The following is a 22,052-nucleotide window of genomic DNA, read 5'->3' as shown; positions in this document are numbered from 1 at the left end:
TCCTTGTTGTTGTGACGGGCCAGGGAGAGACCCTTGTTTAATCAAGGCTATCGGCCACATGCTGAACAGACTTTAGTGAATCCTGTCGATTTATCATGACTCGGCAACAGGTTGTGCCACAGCTCACGAAAAACCACCCACTCTTCGGCCGATATCCGTCTCGACAAATGGCTATGCAGGGACGCAATCCGTGCTAGGTTGGACTCCTTCAACCCCTGATGGATAAGCCTGCCATGCCCCGAAATATCGAGATCAAAGCCAGCATAGAGCGGATAGATGACCTGCTCCCCAAGGCACTCGCCATCGCCGATCAGGGCCCCGTCGAGATCGAGCAGGATGACACCTTCTTTCGCTGTGACGCCGGTCGTCTGAAGCTGCGAACCTTTTCTCCCTCGGCCGGCGAGCTCATCTTCTACCGCCGCGCCGATCAACAAGGCCCCAAGGAGAGCTTCTATCAGCTGACCACGACACATGAACCGGATCGCCTGCGGGAGACCCTCAGCCTGGCCTGGGGCCAGATCGGCAGGGTGCAGAAGAAGCGCACCCTGTTGCTGGTCGGCAGAACCCGGATCCACCTCGATCGGGTGCAGGGGCTCGGCCATTTCCTCGAACTGGAGGTGGTGCTGGAGGAGGACGAGCCGCTTGAGGCGGGGATGCAGGAAGCCAACGACATCATGGCGCAGCTTGGAGTTGAGCCCTCCCGGCTGATAGAAGGCGCCTATCTGGATCTGCTTCTCCGGCAGCAGGCCTGAATGCAACAAGGCCGCCCGCAGGCGGCCTCCCATAGTCTGCCCGGCAGGGCTACTTGACCCGGGCGATGGCGGTGTTGAGCCGCATATTGGTTGCATCCAGCCCCGGGGTCTGGCCATGGAAGTCGAACTCCAGCCTGACGCCGGGGCGGAACAGCAGACAGTGGGTGGAGCCGCCGAAGTGGAACATGCCGAGCGGATCCCCCTTCTTCACCCTGTCCCCCGCCTGCACCGTGATCTCGCAGCTCGACACCTCGGCCATCCCCACCGGCACCACGCACATCAGACCGATTTTGGGGTTGTCCGCCTCGATGAAAATGAGTGCCCGGGTCGCCACCGAGGTGAGGAACGGCTGGGAGTTGTTGGGGGCGCTGGGATCCGCCCCCTGCGGATCGGCAAAGCCTTCGAACTGGTTCTCCAGATAGTAGGTGCCGTTGACGACGCGCACCTTGCGGATGGTGCCGCTCACCGGGCTGTGCCAGCGGTGGTAGCTGAGCGCGCTGAGGAAGGCCTGATAGACGGTGCCGCCCTCGAAACGGGGGGCCAGATCGTCAAAGTCGAGCATGTTCTCCAGCGAATAGGGCTGCCCCTTGAGCCAGAACTGATCGCTGCGGCTCACCTCCTTGCGCACCTGCAGCGGAGCCGATTCGCAGGCGTTGACGATGACATTGTCATCCGTCGGCGCCGAGACCGGCCGCACTCCGGTCCGAAAACGTCGGGTGAAGAAGTCGTCCCAGCAGCCGAAGCCGTGGTATTCGGCTGCCGGCTCGCACTCGAAGATCTGCTCGAAACTGCCCGGCGTGGGGTTGGGCCCCTCCCCGACCGCTTCGTTCGCCACCTGCACCATCTCGGCCTTGGCCGCCTTGCCGAGCCAGGGCACCACCAGGGTCTCGCGATCCAGCCGGCTTACCGGCTCGGTCAGCACATAGCGGGAAGCCGGGCTTTGCAGGAACTGGGCCCAGTAGTCGAGGATCTTCTTGAACTGCTGATTGACCAGAGCATTGGCAAAAAACTGGTAGCCGGAGCGAGTGGCCATGGGCCAGTCGAGCAGGGCATTGATGGGAAAGCCGATGAGGCCGGACGGTTCCTGGCTGGGGATGTCCTGATAGGCCTCGGGGGCCGTGGTCATGATGCCATTGAGCAGACCGAGGAACTCCTCGAACGAACGCACCTCAGGCTGACCGAGCGGGGTCTGGTGCTTGTGGCGCCAGGCCTCCTTGAACATGGCCTCGGCCTGGGCATGCAGCGCCGGGTCGGCATTGACCAGATCCCGCAGCTCGGCGATGGGGGGGACCAGCGCCCGCGGCTGCTGGTTCACGTAGTGCTTGATCCGCCGGATCCAGCGCTCGACATGGGCCCCATCCTGGGGGATCCAGCCACCGGGTCGGGACTTGTTCAATCGGGTTTCCACTGCCTTGTTCATGGTTCGCTCTCCTCAGCTGATGTTCACGCCCACAATCCACGGCTTGAGCATTGAGTGCCGACCTGCCAGCGGCATGCCAGGGCACCGACCCTGTTATGTAGCACAGGGGGCCCGGCAGCACGATTGCCAGAAACGACAGGGCAGAGTGACGCAACAGCGACTAGCGGTTGGGATATGCGGAGAGCAACCAGGCCAGGAGAGCAGGCGGCACAAGGGATGTGCAAAAGGAGAGTGGTAGGCCTGGAAAAGCGAAAAGCCAGCTCAATGAGCTGGCTTCTCTGAAAATGGCAGGGGCGGCAGGACTCGAACCCGCAACCATCGGTTTTGGAGACCGCTGTTCTACCAATTGGAACTACGCCCCTGCAACAAACGAGGCGTAGTATACAAAGCGGGTTTCAAAGGTAAAGGCTTTTTTCTCACTTTCGGTGCGATTGCGCAAAGGACGAGCAGATCCTGCCAATTTATGCAGCTCCAATGGGTAACTTGCTGTATTTACAGCCTTGTTTGGGTAGGAAACTGACCGCAATGGGGGTAGGGTTAAGCTTGGGGCCAGGCAAGAAGGGGGCTGCACATGCTCAATTACCGGTTACTGCAACAACTTGCACCGCTCAACTTCAGGGATGAAAGCAAAACCGAGACACTGCCCGACTATCTGGCACGGGTCGCCCCGCTGGTGCCCTTCATTCCCGAAAATGTGCTCATCCAGTGGATTTATCGCCATTGGCGCGGTTTTGAGTCCAACTGGAGCTTTATCGATCTCGCCCGCCATCAGTTCGAGTGCGAGAGCTGGCCCACCGCACGGATCATCGACCAGATAGATTCCCGCCATATGGAGGTGATCGAACGCTGGGGCGAGATGTTGCGCAGCAACCGCTACGTGCGAAGCTCCTGGCTCGGGGAGAGGATGTTGCGTGAAGGGAGTTGGCCAGAACCCATCATAGTGCTGGCATCGACGGCAGGGGACAGCTACCCGAACGGACAACCCCTGCCCCACCCCTACTGCCTGCTGGAAGGGCACCACAGGCTCGGCTATCTGCGTGCCATGGTGCATGATGACGAGCCACTGCAGCCCCAGCATCAGGTGTGGGTTTGCCGACCTGTTCGCAGCACTTAAACGTTTTTCTGCGCAAATCTTGCCTTTGAAATAAATTTTTGACAATTTAAAATGCGACTCTATAATCTGTCCGGTTTGAAAAAAGGTCAGGACAGGACGATGCAGTTTTTGATGAAAAAAACAGCCTTGCAGACGGGTGGAGCGCACCAGAGCGGCCCCGTTGTTTCCGGTTCCCGACCCACAGATCCCCAATTGTTTTCAAAAAAAGCCCCTGTTTCAGGGGCTTTTTTTTGTGCCCGAAAAACCTTCATTGATGTCAAAGGGAATGCAGACGATGACCAATCCACTCTATAAGAAACATGTCATCTCCATCACGGACCTGACCCGGTCTGAAATGGAACTGGTAGTCTCAACCGCACAACGGTTGAAGGCCGAGCCCGACACCCGCTTGCTGAAAGACAAGCTGGTCGCCAGCTGCTTCTTCGAAGCCTCTACCCGCACCCGCCTCTCCTTCGAGACCGCGGTGCAGCGCCTGGGTGGCAACATCATCGGCTTCGCCGACGGTGGCAACACCAGCGCCAAGAAGGGTGAAACCCTGGCCGACTCCATCAAGATCATCGGTTCCTACACCGATGCGGTGGTGATGCGTCATCCGAAAGAGGGGGCGGCCCGCCTCGCCTCCGAATTCTCCCGCGTGCCGGTCATCAACGGCGGTGACGGCTCCAACCAGCATCCGACCCAGACCCTGCTCGACCTCTTCTCCATCCGCGAGACCCAGGGCAAGCTGGACGGCCTCAACGTCGCCTTCGTCGGCGACCTCAAGTACGGCCGTACCGTGCACTCGCTGGCTCAGGCCCTCAGCCTGTTCAACTGCCGCTTCTTCTTCATCTCGCCGGAAGCGCTGGCGATGCCGGACTACATCTGCGAAGAGCTGGAAGAGAAGGGCATCCAGTTCAGCGTGCATGAAACCATGGAAGAGGTGATGCCTGAGCTCGACATCCTCTACATGACCCGGGTCCAGAAAGAGCGCTTCGACGAGACCGAGTACAAGCACATGGCCGCCAAGTTCGTGCTGGAACTGGCCACCCTGGAAGGGGCCAAGCCCACCATGAAGATCCTGCATCCCCTGCCCCGCGTCGACGAGATCGACGTCGCGGTCGACAAGACGCCCCACGCTTACTACTTCCAGCAGGCGGAGAACGGGGTCTATGCGCGCCAGGCACTGCTGGCTCTGGTACTGAACGAAACTGTCTAACGGAAAGGGGAACATCATGTCTGACAAGAACCAACTGCAAGTCGAAGCCATCCGTCACGGCTCCGTCATCGACCACGTCCCCGCCGGCCAGGGCATCAAGATCCTCAAGCTGTTCCAGCTGGTAGAGACCCAGGAGCGGATCACCGTCGGCTTCAACCTCAAATCCGGCGCCCTCGGCAAAAAGGATCTCATCAAGATCGAGAACACCCGCCTGACCGAGCAGCAAGCCAACCAGCTGGCGCTGTTCGCCCCCAAGGCGACCGTCAACATCATCGAAGACTTCGCCGTGGTGAAGAAGCACCAGCTCAAGCTGCCGGAGTTCATCGCCGGGGTGTTCCACTGTCCCAACTCCAACTGCATCTCCCACAACGAGCCGGTGGAGAGCTACTTCCGGGTGCGCGAGGTGAAAGGCGCGGTACGGATGAAGTGCAAATACTGCGAGAAGTCCTTCACCCAGGACATCGTCAGCGAACGCTACTGAGAACCAGACTCAAAAAGATATCCAGGTGGGCCCCAAGGGGCCCATTTTTGACCCCTGTCACATCACCAAATAACCAGTTGGTTATAATTTGCCATCCAAAGAGAGCTATTCCCGCTCATTTCCTGCCAGTGCATTGATTGCCAGTATTTTTTGCTGATATTCAGCAAATGCGGCAGATATCGAGCGTTTACCGTCGGTCATCATCAAAGGAATTCGCCGTGGTCAAGACCCTCAGCCGTCCCGTTGCCCAAGAGCCCGATCTGGCCCAGCTGGATGCCTGTCGCCAGATCATCGGCCAGCACTGCTACAGCACCCAGGAAGAGATCCGCCGCGAGCTGTCGGAGCGCGGCTTCGCCGACATCAGCCAGTCCACCATCTCCCGCCTGCTGCGCCGTCTCGGCGTCGCCAAGGCGCAGAATGCCAACGGCAAGAAGGTCTACACCCTGGTTGACGAACAGCTGGAACCCGCCGGCAGCACTCGCTCCATTCACGACATGGTGCGCGCCGTGGTGCACAACCAGCAGATGGTGTTGATCCATACCACGCCAGGGGCCGCCACCGTGGTGGCTCGTCTGCTGGATCGCAACGCCAATCCCGAGATCATGGGGGCCGTCGCCGGCAACGACGTGGTGTTGGTCGCCCCGCGCCACATCAGCCGCACCCGTCAGGCCCACGCCGCCGTGGTGCGCACCCTGGAGCAGGCGCGCTAGCCTTCCCCCAATGTAGCAAGGCGACCCAGGGTCGCCTTTTTGTTGTCTGCCAATCGGCTTTTTATCCCATCTGTGCGCTGTCTGGGCCCGCCTCGTGGTCGGCCATAAAAAACGGGAGCCAGCGGCTCCCGTTTTTGCGGCTATGTCTGTCGGTGTTTATGCCAGCACGGCACCCAGGCTCAGGCAGACCACGATCAGCACGGTCAGCAGGCCGAGCAGCGGGGCTACCCATTTCAGCCAACGTACATAGGGAACCTTGGCGATGGCCAGGCCACCCATGACCACGGCGGAGGTCGGAGTCACCAGGTTCACCAGACCGGAGGCGGACTGATAGGCGGTGACCACCAGCTCGCGACCCACGTTGGCGAAGTCTGCCAGCGGCGCCATGATCGGCATGGTCAGCACAGCCAGGCCGGAGGAGGACGGCACCAGGAAGGAGAGCACCACTTCCAGCACGAACATCACGTTGATGAAAACCACGGTGGAGAGGCCGGTCACTATCCCTTCTGCGCTGTGCAGTATGGTGTGGGTGATCATGCCGTTGTCCATCACCACCACGATACCGCGGGCGATACCGATGATCAGGGCCACGCCGAGCAGATCGCGGGCACCGTCGATGAAGTTGGAGGTCAGCTCCTCCTCGCTCATGCGGGAGATGACGCCGACTATGATGGCGGCGGCCAGGAACACACCGGAGATCTGCGCCATCCACCAGCCCAGCACGGCCACCCCGTAGATCATCACGGCGAAGGCGGCAACGAAGATGCCCAGCACGATTTTACGGGTCAGGGTGAACTCCAGCATCTGGTCGCTCTTGTTGCCGAGGAAGTGGGCACGGTTCTCTTCCCACTTGTCAGCCACCAGGGACTTGCTGGGGTCGCTGCGCACCATCTTGGCGTAGCGCATCACATAGGCCACGCAGAGCAGCCAGCCGGCCACCAGCATGGCGACGCGCAGCCAGATGCCATCGGTAAAGGAGATGCCGGCGGCGTTGGCGGCGATCACGGTGGCGAACGGGTTGATGGTGGAGCCCAGGGTACCGATACCGGCCCCCAGCAGCACGGTGGCGGCGGCGACGACCGGGTCGAAGCGGGCGGCCATCATCACAGGCACCAGCAGGGTATAGAACGGCAGGGACTCTTCCGCCATGCCGTAGATGGTGCCGCCTGCGGCGAACAGCGCCATCAGGATCGGGATCATCCACTCTTCACGGCCGCGCAGGCGGTCGGTTACCCGTTCGATACCGGCATCGATGGCACCGGTCTTGGTCACTATGCCAAGAAAACCACCGATGATCAGGATGAAGAGGGAGACGTCGATGGCGCCTGCCTCGTAGGTGTCATGGTTGTAGAGACCATCGATCGGCGCCAGCAGCACGTCGACGATCCCCTGGGGATTGCCCTCTACCAGCTTGTAGGTACCGGCCACCGGCACTTCCTTGCCGAGGGCTTCGTTCATGGTCATTTCGTATTTGCCGGCCGGCACTATCCAGCTCAGGGCGGCCACCAGGGCGATCAGCACGAACAGTATCGTGTAGGCTGACGGGAACTTGAATTTGGTCATGGTCCAGCTTCCTTCTGTGGGTGTGGTATCCATGCAGGCTGCGGGTCGTAGGGTTGGAGGTATTATGCCGCTGTCACATGGTCGAAAAGCCGGGGGTCGCCCCCCGGCACCACTACTGCGACCTTAGTCGCCCAGCGTAGCAACCATCACTGCCTTGATGGTGTGCATCCGGTTTTCGGCCTCGTCGAACACGATGCTGTGCTCGGATTCGAACACGTCCTCGGTCACTTCCAGGCCTTTCATGCCGTATTTGTCAGCCACTTCCTTGCCCATGGTGGTCTCGTCGTTGTGGAACGCCGGCAGGCAGTGCATGAACTTCACATCCGGGTTCTTGGTGGCGTTGATGACGTCCATGTTGACCTGATACGGGGTCATCAGTTTGACGCGCTGATCCCAGGCTTCTTTCGCTTCACCCATGGAAACCCAGACGTCGGTGTAGAGGAAGTCGGTACCCAGCACACCCTCTTTCACATCTTCGGTCAGGGTGATGCGTGCGCCTGTCTCTTCGGCGATCAGGCGGCACTTGGCAACCAGCTCTTCTTCCGGCCAGAAGGCTTTCGGTGCGACCAGGCGGATGTCCATGCCCATCTTGGCAGCACCGACCATCAGGGAGTTACCCATGTTGTTGCGGGCGTCACCCAGGTAGGCGAACTTGATTTGATCCAGGCGTTTGCCCTTGCCGTGCTCCAGCATGGTCATGAAGTCGGCCAGGATCTGGGTCGGGTGGAATTCGTTGGTCAGACCGTTCCAGACCGGGACACCGGCGTGGGCACCCAGCTCTTCCACGATCTCCTGGCCATAGCCACGGTATTCGATGCCGTCATACATGCGGCCCAGCACCCGGGCGGTGTCTTTCATGGACTCCTTGTGGCCGATCTGGGAACCGCTCGGGCCGAGGTAGGAGACCTGGGCGCCCTGGTCGAAGGCCGCCACTTCAAACGCACAACGGGTACGGGTGGAGGTCTTCTCGAAGATCAGGGCGATGTTCTTGCCGGTCAGGTGTTTACGCTCATAGCCACCGTATTTGGCTTTCTTCAGGTCGATGGCCAGATCGATCATGTATTGGATTTCGCGCGGGGTGAAGTCCAGCAGTTTCAGGAAGTTACGGTTACGCAGATTAAAAGCCATGATGAGTTCTCTCTATATTTGTTTCAGACCAATTCAGGCAGTAGTGTTGACTACGCATTCTCAGTACAGATGTCGGTAATTACGCATTCACGGTACGGGTGGCGACGATATTGGTGCCGGCTTCGCCCTTGAGGATGGCCAGGCCATCGTCCAGTGCACCTATGCCGACCATGCCGCCGGTCGCCTTGACGAATTCACAGGAGGCTTCGACTTTCGGCCCCATGGAGCCTGCGTCGAACTTGACGCCGGCCAGCTCGTCCGGGCTGGTGATCCGCAGCGGACGCTGGGTCGGTTTGCCCCAGTCCAGGTAGACGGCATCGGCATCGGTCAGGATCAGCAGGGCGTCGGCCTTGATCTGCTTGGCCAGGTAGGCGGCAGACATGTCCTTGTCGATGACGGCTTCGATGCCGGTCAGGCTCTGGCCATCCCAGGTCACCGGGATGCCACCACCACCGGTACAGATGATGAGGTGGCCCTGGGCGATCAGGGTTTCGATGGCGTCGCCTTCGACGATGCGCTGGGGCAGTGGAGACGGCACCACGCGGCGGAAGAACTTGCCGTCAGCCTTGACCACCCACTGCTTCTCTGCAGCCAGGGCGCGGGCTTCAGCCTCTTCGTAGACGGGGCCGATAAATTTGGTCGGATTGACGAAGGCCGGATCTTGCGGGTCAACCTGCACCTGGGTCAGCAGCGCGGTGACGTTGCGGCTCGGCATCAGGTTCTTCAATTCCTGGATCAGCATGTAGCCGATCATGCCCTGGGACTCGGCACCCAGCACATCCAGCGGATAGGGGGATACCTTGGTGTAGGCACTGTTCTGCAGAGCCAGCAGGCCGACTTGCGGGCCGTTGCCATGCACCAGCACCACGTTGTACTCCTGAGCGATCAGGGCGATGGTCTTGGCGGCGGTGGCGATGTTCTTGCGCTGGATATCTGCTTCAAGCGGCTCGCCACGACGGAGCAGAGCATTGCCACCCAGGGCGACGACGACAGTTGGTTTTTTCATGAGTGTTACTCTCGAGTTTGGTGCTGTGTGGCGCCAGCCTCTGCCGGCGCCACGCCGTCTTGTTAGATGCCGTCGCGTTCCATCGGGCAGCTCATGCAGCGGGCGCCGCCGCGGCCACGTCCCAGCTCTTCACCCGGGATGGGCAGCACAGTGATGCCGGCCTTGTCGTACTTCTCGTTGGTGTAGGTATTGCGCTCGTAACCCACCACCACGCCGGGGCGCACGGTCAGCACGTTGTTGGCATCGTTCCACTGCTCGCGCTCGGCCTCGAAGGTGTCGCCACCTGTGGTGATGAGCTTGAGCTGATCGACACCCAGTGCCTTCTCGATGGCGGTGACGAAGTAACCCTCTTCCTTGATGTTCATGCCGGTGGCACCGCCCGGAGTCAGGCTCCAGCAGTTCACATCCTTGCGGATGACTTCCGGATAGACGGAGAAGGTGTCTATGTCCATGTGGGTCATGACGGTATCCAGGTGCATGCAGCTGCGGTGTTTAGGCAGTTGCATGGCGATGACCTGTTTGGCCTGGCCGTGCTTGAACAGGCCGCGAGCCAGGTGCTCGACCCCTTGCGGTGTGGTGCGCTCGGACATGCCGATGAGCACGGCGCCACGACCGATGACCAGTACGTCGCCCCCTTCGATGGTGGAGTTGTCGTAGTCGCGATCCTCGTCACCGAAGTATTTGATGAAGTCCTGACCGGCAAACTGCGGGTGCCAGCGATAGATGGCCTTCACGTGGTTGGTTTCGCGACGGCGGGCCGGTTTGGCCATCGGGTTGATGGAGACGCCACCATAGACCCAGCAGGAGGTGTCACGGGTAAAGAGGTGGTTGGGCAGCGGCTCGATGATGAAGTCGGTTGGTGCGTGCATGCCCACTACCATGTTGACGCCGCTGTAGGGCATCTCGGAGTAGGTCAAGCCACCGGAGAGAATGCGGGCCAGCTCGCGGTGTGGCATGTCGGCCAGGAAGCAGCGTACGTCGTTGGCGAAAGAAGAGCCGAGGCGATAGTCGGAGACCTGATGTTGCAGCAGCCAGGTTTTGGCTTCCGGCACGTCCAGGGTTTCCGCCAGCAGATTGGTCAGCAGGAAAACTTCGACATTCTGATCGCGCAGTACCTGAGCGAATTTGTCGTGCTCCTGACCGGCACGTTCAACGGACAGGACGTCATCGAACAACAGATCCTGGCAGTTGGAAGGAGTCAGACGCTTCAGACTGAGGTTGGGGCGGTGCAACATGACACGGCGCAATTGGCCAACTTCAGAACCTACATAAAATTTGCTCATGATTATATTCCGTCTAGCAGTGGTCCCTGCGAGTGATTGAATAGATTCCTTCTATTCATGCTCGTGGCTAAGGCGGGATATTCTTTATGTAGGGTAATCGGCTTGTGTTCTATCCTGCCCTTGCCTTTCGAGACCGAGGTTAGACCTGCCAATCACGATAAACTTAGACATTGATCACATTCACCCAGAACTGAATAAATTCACGGTTTATTCTTTGATAGGGGTAACAGAACTGACAATCTCCCATTCACCTCTCCCGTTTAAATACGCACTTTCTTCGGCAAACATTTCATATTTTACCTTGTTTCATTCACGCCAAATATCTACAAAGGGATAAACGTAAAAACAAAAAACCTTTAATTTCATGAAGATAAAAATACAACCAACACAGAATGAATTTTATATGCAGATATTTGAATTTTCCGCGCTCTTTACGAGGCGCTCGCAGCAAATAAAAAGTCACGGCCAGGCTCCGCGCTGAATAATCTTTTTGTTGTTCCAGATCATGGAATCGCGTCTGTTCCGCTTGCCGGGCCAGACTACAGGCAGTGTTGCCTCTTCACCTCTTATATGGATATGCACGAATTGCGCATCTTGGCCGGCCAATTTTCAACTGGCCGGCACTGGGGCTTTTTCAAACTTTTTTCATTAGTTGAATTTATTTCAGCAACTTGCGTCACAAGCCGGCTCGGCTTAACTCAGAAAGTGATCAGGATCACACCTGTTATGTCACCAAGGAGATAGCCATGAAGATGAAGTCACTGCTGCTGCTTTCTGCCCTGCTGCTGCCCATGACCCCGGCACTGGTCCATGCGGAGGGTGCCCCTGCCATGCCATTGGTGGTGTGCCATGTCGATCAGGCCCCTCAGATGCTGGTACCCGCCTACGTGTGTCAGTGGCATGGCGGCAGCCAGCACTACTGAGCGAAACCCCGGGAGGAGGTCTTCTCCTCCTGGCTTGTCATGGCCCAACCCCCTCCTATACTCAATGCAGCTGTTTTTCATAGGGATAGGAGACGGTCATGATCCTGCTGGTCGGTGGTGAGAAAGGAGGGAGCGGCAAGAGTTGTCTGGCCCAGAATCTGGCGGTCTACCTCAGAACCCAGTTTCACGGCGAAGTGCTGTTGGTGGACTGCGATCCGCAGCGCACCACCTCGGACTGGATCCAGGAGCGCAACGACAATCCGGATCTGCCCCAGATAAACTGCGTCCAGCTCTACGGCAACATCCGCAACGATCTGCTCAGCCTGAAGAACCGCTATGACTACCTGATCGTCGACTGTGGCGGCCAGGACAACCGGGCACTGCGTTCCACCATGGCCGTCGCCACCCATGCCCTGATCCCGCTGCGTCCCAAGCGCCGCGATCTCAAGACTCTGCCGCACATGGAAGACCTCATCACCACCTGCAAGATGGTCAACCCGACCTTGCGGGCTGCCGTGGTACTGACCCAATGCCCCGCCCTGCCCAACCAGGCGAAGCGGATACTGGAAGCCAAGGAGGTCTGCTCTTCCTTCGGTGTCGACGTGCTCAATTCCATCACCTATGGCCGCAACGTCTACGACGACAGCGAGGAGAAGGGATTGTCGGTGATGGAGATAGAGCCGGATGGCAAGTCTGCCGAAGAGATCCGCGCCATCGCCAAGGAGTTTCTGGAGCTGGGGGTATGAGATGGGACTTGCCGACCTGAAGAAGAAACACAATCTGCATCACCAGAAGAAGTTCACCATAGACGAGTTCATCGAGGACGCGGATTTCTATGCCAAGGGCAAGCCCAAGGTCGTCAGCCTGGAGCTGACCCTGCATCGAGACGAGGCTCTGACCGCACTCGCCTTCATCGAGAGCGGTGAACATCTCAAACCCAGCTTCAAGAAAGCCACCTTCTCGCTCAGCACCACGGCCATCGATGAGCTTGGCAACCTGACCCAGCAAGACGGCATGAACAAATCTCTGCTGCTGCGGTTGTTTACCCACTACTTCTCCTCCCTGAGCCCGGAAGAACGCCAGACCATCTATGAGCGGCTGCAGGCACACAACTGACGCTATCTTCCTCCAGCCATGCTTCGTTGCCAGCAGGCTCTTATCTGCTCGCCTCCCCCTTTCTGAATAACAGTTGAACAAAGTGTAAGACATTCGCCATAGACGATGTAGGTAAAGCGCCAGAAAAGATCCCGCGATAGTCGGAAGATAAGATCGTAAAACATGAACAAAAAACACCTATACCAATGAAATTAAAGGATAAATATTGAAACAAGTTTCCTTCGTAACGAGATACGTAAAAACGTTTTTCACTCTGCCGTTGTCCCGCCCCATGAAATCCTTATAGTTACTCCTGCACGGACGCAATGAAGTCGGTCAGGAAGACTGGCTGCCAGGGTTGGGCAAATGGACTCACCACAGGATGTGGTAAAGGACACCTCCCAGGACGGAGAAAGTGCGACGGGAACGGATGACTCGTCAGGCCATGATGGCTAAAGGACACCCCAAAGGATTGGGAAGGGGAAACCTAAAGGAAGAGGTATAGTCAGGGATTGCAGGGAGCAACTTCGTTCAAGGATATGAGCGATAAGACTATCGGGGGCGACGCAAGTCGCCCCCATCTTTTTTGGCCATTTTTACCCCGGCCTACCTTTCTACCCGCTCATTCCAGCCGGAAGTGCCCCACAATCTCCCGCAGCCTGTCATAGGTCTGCTGCATCGAGCCGGCACTGGCCACCGTCGCCTCGCCGTTGTGGGTCAGCTGGCGGATCACCTCGGCAATGGCGCTCATGTTGCGATTGATCTCCTCGGCTACCGCGCTCTGCTGCTCCGCAGCCGTGGCGATATGGCTGATGAGATCGTTGATCTCCACCACCTCGCCCGCCATCAGATCCAGTGATTCGTTGACCCGAGTGGTGTTCTCGGCGGCGCCCTGACAACTCTGCTTGGTATTGCTCATGGCATTCACCACGGTCCGGGTCACCTGCTGCAGGCTGGCCAGCATGGTCTGGATCTCCGCCGTACTCTGCTGGGTACGGGCGGCGAGTGAACGCACCTCGTCAGCCACCACGGCAAAGCCACGCCCCTGCTCGCCGGCGCGGGCGGCCTCTATGGCAGCATTGAGGGCCAGCAGATTGGTCTGCTCGGCTATGCTGCCGATGACTCCGAGCACCGAGCCAATCTGCTGCACATCCTGCTGCATGGCCTCGATGGAACGGGCAGTGGCTTCCACCTCATCCACCAGCGCCATCACGCTGGCCATGGCCTGATCGACCACCTGACGGGACTGGCTCGCCAGTTGCTGGCTCTGGCCGGTGAGTTGGGCCGTGCTGGCCGCGCTCTCCGAGACCGAGACCGCGGTGCGGCTCATCTCGTTGATGGCGGTCACCACCTGCTCGGTCTCTCGCACATGATCCGCCAGCAGAGACTGGGCAGCACCGGTCTGGCTGGCCAGCCCCTCGATACCGCTGTTGAGCTGGCCGCTGGCCTGGCGTACCTCGTTCATCATCTCCTGCAGCCGCTCGATGAAGCGGTTGATACCGGCCGAGATCTGACCGAGATCATCCTTGCTGGTCACTGCCAGTCGGCGGGTAAGGTCACCGCTGCCGTGAGAGAGCTCCAGCACCAAATCCCGCAGCGAGAGTATGGGGCGATAGGCCACGTTGAGCGCCAGCACGGCGAGCACCATCACCACCACGGCCACCCCGAGCAGCGCCATGATGATCTGGCCGTTGAGTGCCTGGGTCATGGCCTGGATGTAGTCGAGGTCGATGTAGCCGGTCAGGGTCCAGCTGCTGCCACGAATATCCAGCTGGTTGGGGCGAGCCTCGTTCTCCCCCTGCGGCTTGCTGCTGTAGAGCTCATTGCCCTGGCCATCGGCCAGCGAGAAGTAGCGCCCCTCGCCACTGACGTTGGCCAGCAGGTTCTTGAACTCGCTCATGTCGAGGTAATAAAGGTAGGCAGAGTCGGCACCGCGCGGCACCAGAATCGAGATGACGGGCTTGCCGTCCACCTGCTGCAGCGGGCTGACGGTGATCTGGTTGTTGGCGGCAGGGATAAGCTTGCGCAGCGCGTCAACCTTGGCCGTATCGTTGATGACACCGCCCACGTCGAACGCCATGTCGCCAATCACCTTGACGATGTTGTGAAAGCCGGTCTCTTCCAGCGTCTTCTTGACGTTGGTCACCCCGAAGTTGAGGTTGGCTGCCAGCAGAATTTTCTGATTGATGTCGCCGGCCAGCTTCTCTTTGACCAGGGAGATCTGTTCGTTGATGTTCTGGGTCGCCTGGGTGCGGATGTAGGCGCTGATGAAGTGATTGACGCTGAACCAGGCGGTGCCGATGGTGACCAGGATGGCCAGCAGCAACAGGACGTAAATCTTGACCTTGAATGGCATGGGATCCCTCCAGAAGAGAGGGCCGGCACTGCTAGCCCTCCCTGCCAATCGTTATTTCTTCTTGGCGTACTTCATAGAGTCCAGTGCCACCGCCAGAATGATGATGCCGCCCTTGATGATGAACTGCCAGTAAGGGCTGACGCCGATATAGGTCAAACCATAGTTGATCAACGTGAAGATGAGCACGCCGGTGATCACCCCTGCAACCGTACCCACGCCACCCGCAAACGACACCCCGCCCACCACGCAGGCGGCGATGGCATCGAGCTCGTACATGAAGCCCAGGTTGTTGGTGGCGCTGCCGATCCGGCCCGCTTCCAGCATACCGCCGAAGGCGTAGAAGACCCCCGCCAGCGCATAGATCATCACCAGATTGACCGCCACGTTGACACCGGAGACCTTGGCCGCTTCCGGGTTGCCGCCGATGGCGAAGATGTTCTTGCCAAAGCGGGTCTTGTTCCACAGTACCCAAACGAACACGCTGGCTATGGCGGCGTAGAAGGTCAGATAGGATAGCTTGAAGCCACCCAGCTTGATGAACCCCTGCGCGAAGCTGGAGAAACGGGGGTCAAAACCGGCCACCGGCGAAGCGCCTACCGAGTCAAAGTAGAGGGAGTTGATGCCGTAGACGATGATCATGGTGCCCAGGGTGGTAATGAACGGGGTTACATTCAGATAGGCCACGATGAGACCGTTGACCAGGCCAATCAGGGCACCCACTGCGCACACCAGCAGGATCACCACCGGGATGGGCACCTCGCCCAGGCTTGGGAACACCTTGTTGACGTTGGTCAGCGCCTGCAGCATGGTCGCCGCGATGAGCGCCGCCAGACCGACCTGACGACCGGCCGACAGATCCGTCCCCTGGGTGATGATGATGCCAGCCACCCCGAGCGCGATAATGACCCGCACCGAAGACTGGGTCAGGATGTTGCTGAAGTTGGTGAGACTCAGGAAGGAGGGTTCCTTGATCACGATGATCATGAGCAGCACCAGCAGCACCACGTAGATGCCGTTCTCCTTGAGCGCCCGCATCAGATTGAAATTTTTAGCCGACTCCATAAATGTCTTCCTGTCTCTAGAGGTACAGAGATGCCAGGCGCAGTATCTCGCTCTGGTCAGTTTCTTTGGTATTGACGATCCCGGCGACCCGGCCATTGCTCATCACCATGATGCGATCCGTGATGCCGAGCAGTTCGGGCATTTCCGACGAGATGATGATGATGCCCTTGTCCTTCTTCGCCAGCTCCAGGATGAGCTGGTAGATCTCGAACTTGGCCCCCACGTCGATGCCGCGGGTCGGTTCGTCCAGCATCAGGATCTCCGGCTGGGTCAGCAGCCAGCGGCCGATGATCACCTTCTGCTGGTTGCCCCCGGAGAGGGAGCCGATCTGGGTCTGCTGGGTCGGCGTCTTGACCCGCATGGAGTCGATGACCCACTGGGTGTCGCTCTTCATCTTGTTGTCGCTGAGGAGCCCCATGGAGCCCTTGTAGTTGTCCATGTTGGCGATCAGGGAGTTGAAGGCGATGTCGAGGCGCGAATAGATGCCGGTGGAGCGCCGCTCCTCGGTCACCAGCGCAAAGCCGTTGCGGATCGCCTCGTGGGCGTTGTGGTTGGCCACCTCTTTGCCGTGCAGCTTGATGGACCCCTCGCTGCGGTCGCGAATGCCGAACAGGGTCTCGACGATGTCGGTGCGCTTGGCCCCCACCAACCCGGCCACCCCGAGGATCTCCCCCTTGTGCAGGTTGAAGGTGATGTCCTGGATGGAGGGCTGGTTCTTCGCCGTCAGGTGCTCGACCTCGAGGATCACCTCTTTCGGCTGGTTGGTCTTCTCCGGGAAGCGCTGGGTGAGCTCGCGACCGACCATCATGCCGATGATCTGATCCATGGTCATGCCCTTGAGCGGCTGGGTCGCCACCCACTGGCCATCCCGCAATATGGTGATCTCGTCACAGAGCTGGAAGATCTCTTCCATCTTGTGGGAGATGTAGACGATGCCGCAGCCCTTCTCCTTGAGCTTGTTGATGATCTTGAAGAGGTGGCTCACCTCTTTCTCGGTCAGCGAGGAGGTGGGTTCGTCCATGATGACGATCTTGGCGTCATAGGAGAACGCCTTGGCGATCTCGATCATCTGCATCTGGGAGACGGAGAGGGTACCGACCTTGACCCGCGGGTCTATGTCGATGTCCAGCTCGTCGAAGATATGCTTGGTGTCCTGATACATCTTGCCATGGTCGACGAACAATCCCTTGGTGGGATAGCGGCCGAGCCACATGTTGTCCATCACGGAGCGCTGCAATACCAGGTTCAGCTCCTGATGCACCATGGAGACACCGTTCTCCAGCGCCTCCTTGGAGGAGGTGAAGTTGATCTCCTGCCCCTTGAAGAAGATCTTGCCCTCATCCTTCTCGTAAATGCCGAACAAGCACTTGAGCAGCGTCGATTTCCCTGCCCCGTTCTCGCCCATCAACGCATGCACAGAATGAGGACGGACCCGTAAATTGACATTATCGAGTGCCTTGACGCCAGGAAAGCTCTTACTGACGCCAATCATCTCCAACAGCCATTCTGATTGTTGCTGTGTTGTCATATCAGCCATCACATCTGGTTGAAAAAAGGGCAAGGGATCTCCCTTGCCCTGGAGGAGGGAATTATTCGAATTTGGACAGGTTGTCTGCGTCTACGCCAACGTAGGGAACACGCACGACCTTGTTGACGATGTTCCAGCTGGTGCCTTCACCGGCCGGTTTGCCTTCAGCCAGGTTCTTGGTCAGCTCGTAGGTCGCCTTGGCCTGGTTGGCGGCATCGTTCAGCACGGTACCGGCCATGGCACCGCTTTTGACCAGCGCCAGCGCTTCAGGCAGTGCGTCCACGCCGAACACCGGGATGGCGGTCTTGCCCTGAGCCTTCAGCGACTCGACGGCACCCATCGCCATGCCATCGTTGTTGGCAATGACCACTTCGATCTTGTTGGCGTTCGGGCCGGAGATCCAGGCGTCCATCTTGTCCTTGGCCATGGCGGTATCCCACATACCGGTATCCATGTGCAGCTGCTCTGTCTTGATGCCGCCATCGTTCAGGGTCTTGATGACGTAGGTGGTACGGGCTTCGGCATCCGGGTGACCCGGCTCGCCCTTCAGCAGCACGTACTGGATGACGCCATCTTTGTTCAGATCCCAAGCCGGGTTGGCTTTCCAGTGCTTGGCGATCAGCTGACCCTGGATGATGCCAGACTCCTTGGAATCGGTACCCACGTAGTAGGCCTTGTCATAGCTGGCCAAATCGGCGGCATTGGGCTCCTTGTTGTAGAACACCACGGGCACATCCTCGCCACGGGCTTTCTCGATCACGACCGGGGCCGCTGCCGGGTCAACCAGGTTGATGGCCAGCGCCTTCACGCCTTTGGCCAGCAGCACGTCGATCTGGTCGTTCTGCTTGGACTGGTCATTCTGGGAGTCGTTCATCAGCAGCTCCACCCCCGGGTTGGCCGCCGCTTCCTTCTCGATTGCCTTGCGCACTACCGCCATGAAGTTGTCGTCGTATTTGTAGACGGTCACCCCGATGCGGGTTTCGGCATGGGCGGTGGCTCCTGCCATCAGGCTCATCAGTACGGCGGCAATGGTCGTGATCTTTTTCATTGTTATGCTCCGATCTCTCTATCTGTTTTTGTAGGGAATGCTGTACACCAAGTGAACTGGCGCCAGCCTAATGTAATCAGTTTGTTGTATGTCGTTCTGTGATCATGACAACAAAATGAAAACGTTTACACTCTATTACATAGCAATAAATCAATTAAAAATCATATGGTTACAATTAATTGGCAACATTGCAGCTCTGAACGGGACTCTTTCTTGTTAAGCAATCGCTCAGATTCAGCGTAGAACACAGTTCCAATAGTAGCTGCCTGGTTGCAGCCAATATTCCGGCCGTACGCTCTGGCTCCAGGAGTCATCACCCCCAATCCCCATATGAAAACCATCCAGACAGAGATGGAGCCCGCCTGCGGCCACCAGATCGGTCTGGTGACGAGCCTGGGCCAGCTGCTGCTGGCTGAAACGGCTCAGACTGAAATGAAACAGTCCCTCGACCTCGATGGAGCCGAATCGCAGCTGACGGGTGTCACAGTGCAGCCCGTTGTCGGTCGGGAACACATACGCGGTGTGCAGCGCATCGAGCGACGACTGCCAGCAACCGAGGTCGGCAGCCAGCAGGCGATCCGGATAGTTCTCGTGCGGACCACGCCCCAGCCAGCTCACCTCCTCCCCTGCCGCCAGCACCTCGTCGGCCAGCCAGAGCAGGGCGCCGATGCGCGGCAGGGAGGGCATCTCGGCTGCCACATGCACCTCGATGGCGAGGTGCATGGCCCCATCCTGATCGAAGGAGTGGCGCCAGCAAGTCAGCAGCTTGAGCGCCTCGCCGACGAAGTAGCCGTGGCGTACCGTCACAACCCCTTGGTCAGGGCTCACTACCAGCTCGAGACAGCGGTGCTGCAACTCATTGAGCCCGGCCGCCTGCCAGCGGGCGATCCAGGCGTTGGGATCGGCGTGGTCCGCCTCGCTGGTGCCGATGTCGTTGTCGAGCGGCGCCCGATAGAAGTGATCGGCGATGGCCTCTTTCAGCTGCTCGCGCCCCAGCTTGCGCCAGCTGCGGACGCGGCCGCCGGCCTTGTCCAGCCGCCACTCGCTGTTGGCCGCCCGGATCTGCCAGCCATCCGCCAGCTCGATGAAGGTGGCCGGCGTGCGGGTAGCGGGCAGTGCAAGCGGTGCAGGCAGCATGCATTGCTGGCGCGCCACCTCGTGGCCGGCCGCTGACCAGGGCGTGGCGGCGGGCTGCACGATGGCGAGATCCAGCCAGACGAGCGCCCCCGGCGCAAAGGCCGGCAACTGCTCCAGCAGGGTCAGCGTCACACTCTTCTGCGGCGCCAGGGTGAGTGGGCATTCACCCTGGCTCACCACCACGCCGTCTTCGCACAATCGCCACTGCAGAGTTTCGTTGTCCGTCTCGCGAAACAGGTATTCGCTGCGGATCTCGACCGTCAGCGGCTGGCGGTGTTGCAAGGTCAGCACGAAGGGCTGTTGGGCCCGCTTGGCCTCGAACAGCGACGGATGGGGGGTACGGTCGGGGAACAGCAGACCGTTGCAGCAGAACTGGCGATCATTCGGGGTATCGCCGAAATCACCGCCATAGGCCCAGAAGTGGCGGCCGTCATCGGTCAGCTTGTCCAGCCCCTGATCGACCCAATCCCAGACGAACCCGCCCTGCAGGCGTGGATGGTCGCGAAACGCCTGCCAGTATTGGGCATAGCCCCCTAGGCTGTTACCCATGGCGTGGGCGTATTCACACAGAATCAGCGGCCGGGTCTCCCCCGGCAGGCCGATCCACTTGGCCAGCGCCCACTTGGGCACCGCCGGGAAGGGTTGATCCTGATGGGGGCGGGCATACATGGGGCAGATGATGTCGGTGGCCGGCGTATCGGCACCACCCCCTTCGTATTGCACCGGGCGGCTCGGATCCGCCCTCTTGACCCAACCATACATGGCATCGTGGGCCGGGCCGTAACCCGACTCGTTGCCAAGGGACCAGATGATGATGCTGGGGTGGTTGAAGTCGCGGGCCACCATGCGGGTCACCCGCTCCAGGAAGGCGTTGCTCCAGGCGGGATCCCGCGCCAAGCGCCCCATGGGAGTCATCCCGTGGGTCTCCAGGTTCGCCTCGTCCACCACATAGAGGCCGAGCCGGTCGCACAGCCGATAAAACTCGGGGTGATTGGGGTAGTGGGAACAGCGCACCGCGTTGAAGTTGTGCTGCTTCATCAACAGCAGATCCTGCTCGATGGCGGCGGGCGTCACCACGTGCCCCGTTGCGGGGTGGTGCTCGTGGCGGTTGGCGCCACGGATCAGCAGCGGCTGGCCGTTGACCCGCAGCAGGCCGCCATGAATCTCCACCGCCCGAAAGCCCACGTCACAGGCTTCGCTCTCGATGGGCTCCCCCTGCTCGTCCAGCAGGGTCAGGGTGAGGCGATAGAGGTGGGGGGTCTCGGCGCTCCATTTGCGCGGGGCCGCCACCTCGAGCCAGCACTCGGCGCGATCGTCATACGCCCCTTTCTCGTCAATGGCTTGCGTGCCGATCGGCTGGCACAGGGTCGCCACCCGATCGCCGTCGTCATAGAGGCTGATCTCCACCGACAGGCCGGTCCCATTGGCTACCTGCAATGCGATCTTGAGGCGGGCATCCCGGTAGCAGGCGTCGAGCTCGGGCGTTACCCGGATATCCATCAGATGACGAGCCGGTTTGTGCAGCAGGCTGACGGAGCGGAAGATGCCGCTCATGCGCCACATGTCCTGATCTTCCAGATAGGAACCGTCGGACCAGCGCAGCACCAGCACTGCCAACCGGTTGTCACCACGGCAGAGGAAAGAGGTCAGGTCAAATTCGGCAGGCAGTCGGCTGTCCTGGGAGTAACCGACCCAGCGACCGTTGCAGAAGAGGTGAAAAGCGCTGTCCACCCCGTCGAAGATGATCCGGGTCTGGCCGCTGGTGAGCCAGTCGGTCGGCACGCTGAACTCGCGGGAGTAGCAGCCGGTAGGATTCTCTGCCGGCACCCGCGGTGGATCACACGGGAAGGGATACTTGATGTTGGTGTAGATGGGCACATCTGTCACAGGCCGCAACCCTGGGTAGGCCGCATCCAGCTGCCAGTTGCCTGGCACCTGGATGGGACAGGCATCGGCCAGATCCTGTGCCAGCCACTGCTCCGGCACCCGCTCGGGCGCCGCGAAGAAGGAGAAACGCCACTCCCCATCCAGCAGGGTGCGCGAAGGCGAGGCGAGATCATCCCGCGCAGCTGCTTCACTGCGCCAGCTGAACAAGGGGGTATGGGCGGGCAACCGATTCACTGCGGTAATCGCCTGGGTCTGCCAGTCCTGACGGGCCACTATCTCCCTGAGCATTCGTCTCTCTCCCTGCATGAACGCCGAAAACGTATGCAGTGTAGGGGAGATTTGCCCGGTGATCGGCGATCCCGCT

The 22,052-nt window shown here is 59.6% G+C and carries 19 protein-coding genes and 1 tRNA gene; 9 read left to right on the top strand and 11 right to left on the bottom strand.

From position 1 onward, the window contains the following. Positions 1–233: 233 nt before the first annotated feature. Positions 234–752, top strand: coding sequence for a class IV adenylate cyclase (locus tag AB5Y98_RS11555; protein ID WP_368231939.1), 519 nt, complete (start codon positions 234–236; stop codon positions 750–752). A gap of 49 nt (positions 753–801) precedes the next feature. On the opposite strand, the gene AB5Y98_RS11550 is transcribed toward AB5Y98_RS11555, so the two are convergent. Next, the gene (locus tag AB5Y98_RS11550) at positions 802–2,172 is read right to left on the bottom strand and encodes a phosphatidylserine decarboxylase family protein (protein ID WP_368231938.1); all 1,371 of its coding nucleotides are present in this window, start codon (positions 2,170–2,172) and stop codon (positions 802–804) included. A gap of 285 nt (positions 2,173–2,457) precedes the next feature. After that, a tRNA-Trp gene (locus AB5Y98_RS11545) sits at positions 2,458–2,534 on the bottom strand. 209 nt (positions 2,535–2,743) lie between these two features. On the opposite strand from AB5Y98_RS11545, the gene AB5Y98_RS11540 reads away from it, so the two are divergent. The 5 genes from AB5Y98_RS11540 (at position 2,744) to AB5Y98_RS11520 (ending at position 5,672) form a co-directional block, all read left to right on the top strand. Next, complete coding sequence (locus AB5Y98_RS11540; RefSeq protein ID WP_005306461.1) at positions 2,744–3,286, top strand: hypothetical protein; 543 nt, start codon at positions 2,744–2,746, stop codon at positions 3,284–3,286. A 99-nt stretch (positions 3,287–3,385) separates the two neighbouring features. After that, positions 3,386–3,580 (top strand): hypothetical protein, encoded by a 195-nt coding sequence (locus AB5Y98_RS11535; protein ID WP_139431056.1) that lies wholly within the window; start codon positions 3,386–3,388, stop codon positions 3,578–3,580. After that, on the top strand, positions 3,561–4,481 hold the full coding sequence (pyrB, locus tag AB5Y98_RS11530; protein WP_005306463.1) for an aspartate carbamoyltransferase: 921 nt from the start codon (positions 3,561–3,563) through the stop codon (positions 4,479–4,481). The genes AB5Y98_RS11535 and pyrB overlap by 20 nt, the downstream gene beginning before the upstream one ends. 16 nt (positions 4,482–4,497) lie before the next feature. Then, complete coding sequence (gene pyrI, locus AB5Y98_RS11525; RefSeq protein WP_005306465.1) at positions 4,498–4,962, top strand: aspartate carbamoyltransferase regulatory subunit; 465 nt, start codon at positions 4,498–4,500, stop codon at positions 4,960–4,962. 218 nt (positions 4,963–5,180) lie between these two features. Continuing rightward, entirely contained in the window at positions 5,181–5,672 is a 492-nt protein-coding gene (locus tag AB5Y98_RS11520) for an arginine repressor (RefSeq protein ID WP_005306467.1), read from the top strand. A gap of 156 nt (positions 5,673–5,828) precedes the next feature. On the opposite strand, the gene AB5Y98_RS11515 is transcribed toward AB5Y98_RS11520, so the two are convergent. The 4 genes from AB5Y98_RS11515 to arcA all read right to left on the bottom strand — a co-directional run bounded on the left by AB5Y98_RS11515 (position 5,829) and on the right by arcA (position 10,652). Next, entirely contained in the window at positions 5,829–7,235 is a 1,407-nt protein-coding gene (locus AB5Y98_RS11515; protein ID WP_005306469.1) for a YfcC family protein, read from the bottom strand. A gap of 123 nt (positions 7,236–7,358) precedes the next feature. After that, on the bottom strand, positions 7,359–8,363 hold the full coding sequence (gene argF / locus AB5Y98_RS11510; protein WP_005306471.1) for an ornithine carbamoyltransferase: 1,005 nt from the start codon (positions 8,361–8,363) through the stop codon (positions 7,359–7,361). Positions 8,364–8,442: 79 nt separating this feature from the next. Further along, positions 8,443–9,369, bottom strand: a complete 927-nt coding sequence (arcC, locus tag AB5Y98_RS11505) for a carbamate kinase (protein ID WP_010635806.1) — start codon at positions 9,367–9,369, stop codon at positions 8,443–8,445. Between the two features lie 62 nt (positions 9,370–9,431). Beyond that, the gene (arcA, locus tag AB5Y98_RS11500) at positions 9,432–10,652 is read right to left on the bottom strand and encodes an arginine deiminase (RefSeq protein WP_005306475.1); all 1,221 of its coding nucleotides are present in this window, start codon (positions 10,650–10,652) and stop codon (positions 9,432–9,434) included. A gap of 746 nt (positions 10,653–11,398) precedes the next feature. Between arcA and AB5Y98_RS11495 the strand changes: the two genes are divergently transcribed. The 3 genes from AB5Y98_RS11495 to AB5Y98_RS11485 all read left to right on the top strand — a co-directional run bounded on the left by AB5Y98_RS11495 (position 11,399) and on the right by AB5Y98_RS11485 (position 12,691). Further along, complete coding sequence (locus AB5Y98_RS11495; protein WP_005306477.1) at positions 11,399–11,575, top strand: hypothetical protein; 177 nt, start codon at positions 11,399–11,401, stop codon at positions 11,573–11,575. Positions 11,576–11,673: 98 nt separating this feature from the next. Further along, on the top strand, positions 11,674–12,321 hold the full coding sequence (locus AB5Y98_RS11490) for an AAA family ATPase (RefSeq protein ID WP_005306480.1): 648 nt from the start codon (positions 11,674–11,676) through the stop codon (positions 12,319–12,321). 1 nt (position 12,322) lies between these two features. Continuing rightward, complete coding sequence (locus tag AB5Y98_RS11485) at positions 12,323–12,691, top strand: hypothetical protein (protein WP_005306483.1); 369 nt, start codon at positions 12,323–12,325, stop codon at positions 12,689–12,691. A gap of 601 nt (positions 12,692–13,292) precedes the next feature. On the opposite strand, the gene AB5Y98_RS11480 is transcribed toward AB5Y98_RS11485, so the two are convergent. The 5 genes from AB5Y98_RS11480 to AB5Y98_RS11460 all read right to left on the bottom strand — a co-directional run bounded on the left by AB5Y98_RS11480 (position 13,293) and on the right by AB5Y98_RS11460 (position 21,976). Next, positions 13,293–15,026 (bottom strand): methyl-accepting chemotaxis protein, encoded by a 1,734-nt coding sequence (locus tag AB5Y98_RS11480; RefSeq protein ID WP_368231937.1) that lies wholly within the window; start codon positions 15,024–15,026, stop codon positions 13,293–13,295. Between the two features lie 51 nt (positions 15,027–15,077). Next, entirely contained in the window at positions 15,078–16,088 is a 1,011-nt protein-coding gene (gene mglC / locus AB5Y98_RS11475) for a galactose/methyl galactoside ABC transporter permease MglC (protein ID WP_005306488.1), read from the bottom strand. Positions 16,089–16,104: 16 nt separating this feature from the next. Then, positions 16,105–17,625 (bottom strand): galactose/methyl galactoside ABC transporter ATP-binding protein MglA, encoded by a 1,521-nt coding sequence (mglA, locus tag AB5Y98_RS11470; RefSeq protein WP_017781206.1) that lies wholly within the window; start codon positions 17,623–17,625, stop codon positions 16,105–16,107. 52 nt (positions 17,626–17,677) lie between these two features. After that, the gene (gene mglB / locus AB5Y98_RS11465; protein WP_017781207.1) at positions 17,678–18,664 is read right to left on the bottom strand and encodes a galactose/glucose ABC transporter substrate-binding protein MglB; all 987 of its coding nucleotides are present in this window, start codon (positions 18,662–18,664) and stop codon (positions 17,678–17,680) included. A gap of 234 nt (positions 18,665–18,898) precedes the next feature. Further along, on the bottom strand, positions 18,899–21,976 hold the full coding sequence (locus AB5Y98_RS11460) for a beta-galactosidase (protein WP_368231936.1): 3,078 nt from the start codon (positions 21,974–21,976) through the stop codon (positions 18,899–18,901). Positions 21,977–22,052: the final 76 nt, after the last annotated feature.

This window comes from Aeromonas sp. s3 (assembly GCF_040907805.1).
Lineage (GTDB): Bacteria > Pseudomonadota > Gammaproteobacteria > Enterobacterales > Aeromonadaceae > Aeromonas > Aeromonas dhakensis.
The sequence above is the reverse complement of the archived record's forward strand: the minus strand, read 5'-3'. Positions and strand labels throughout refer to the sequence as shown.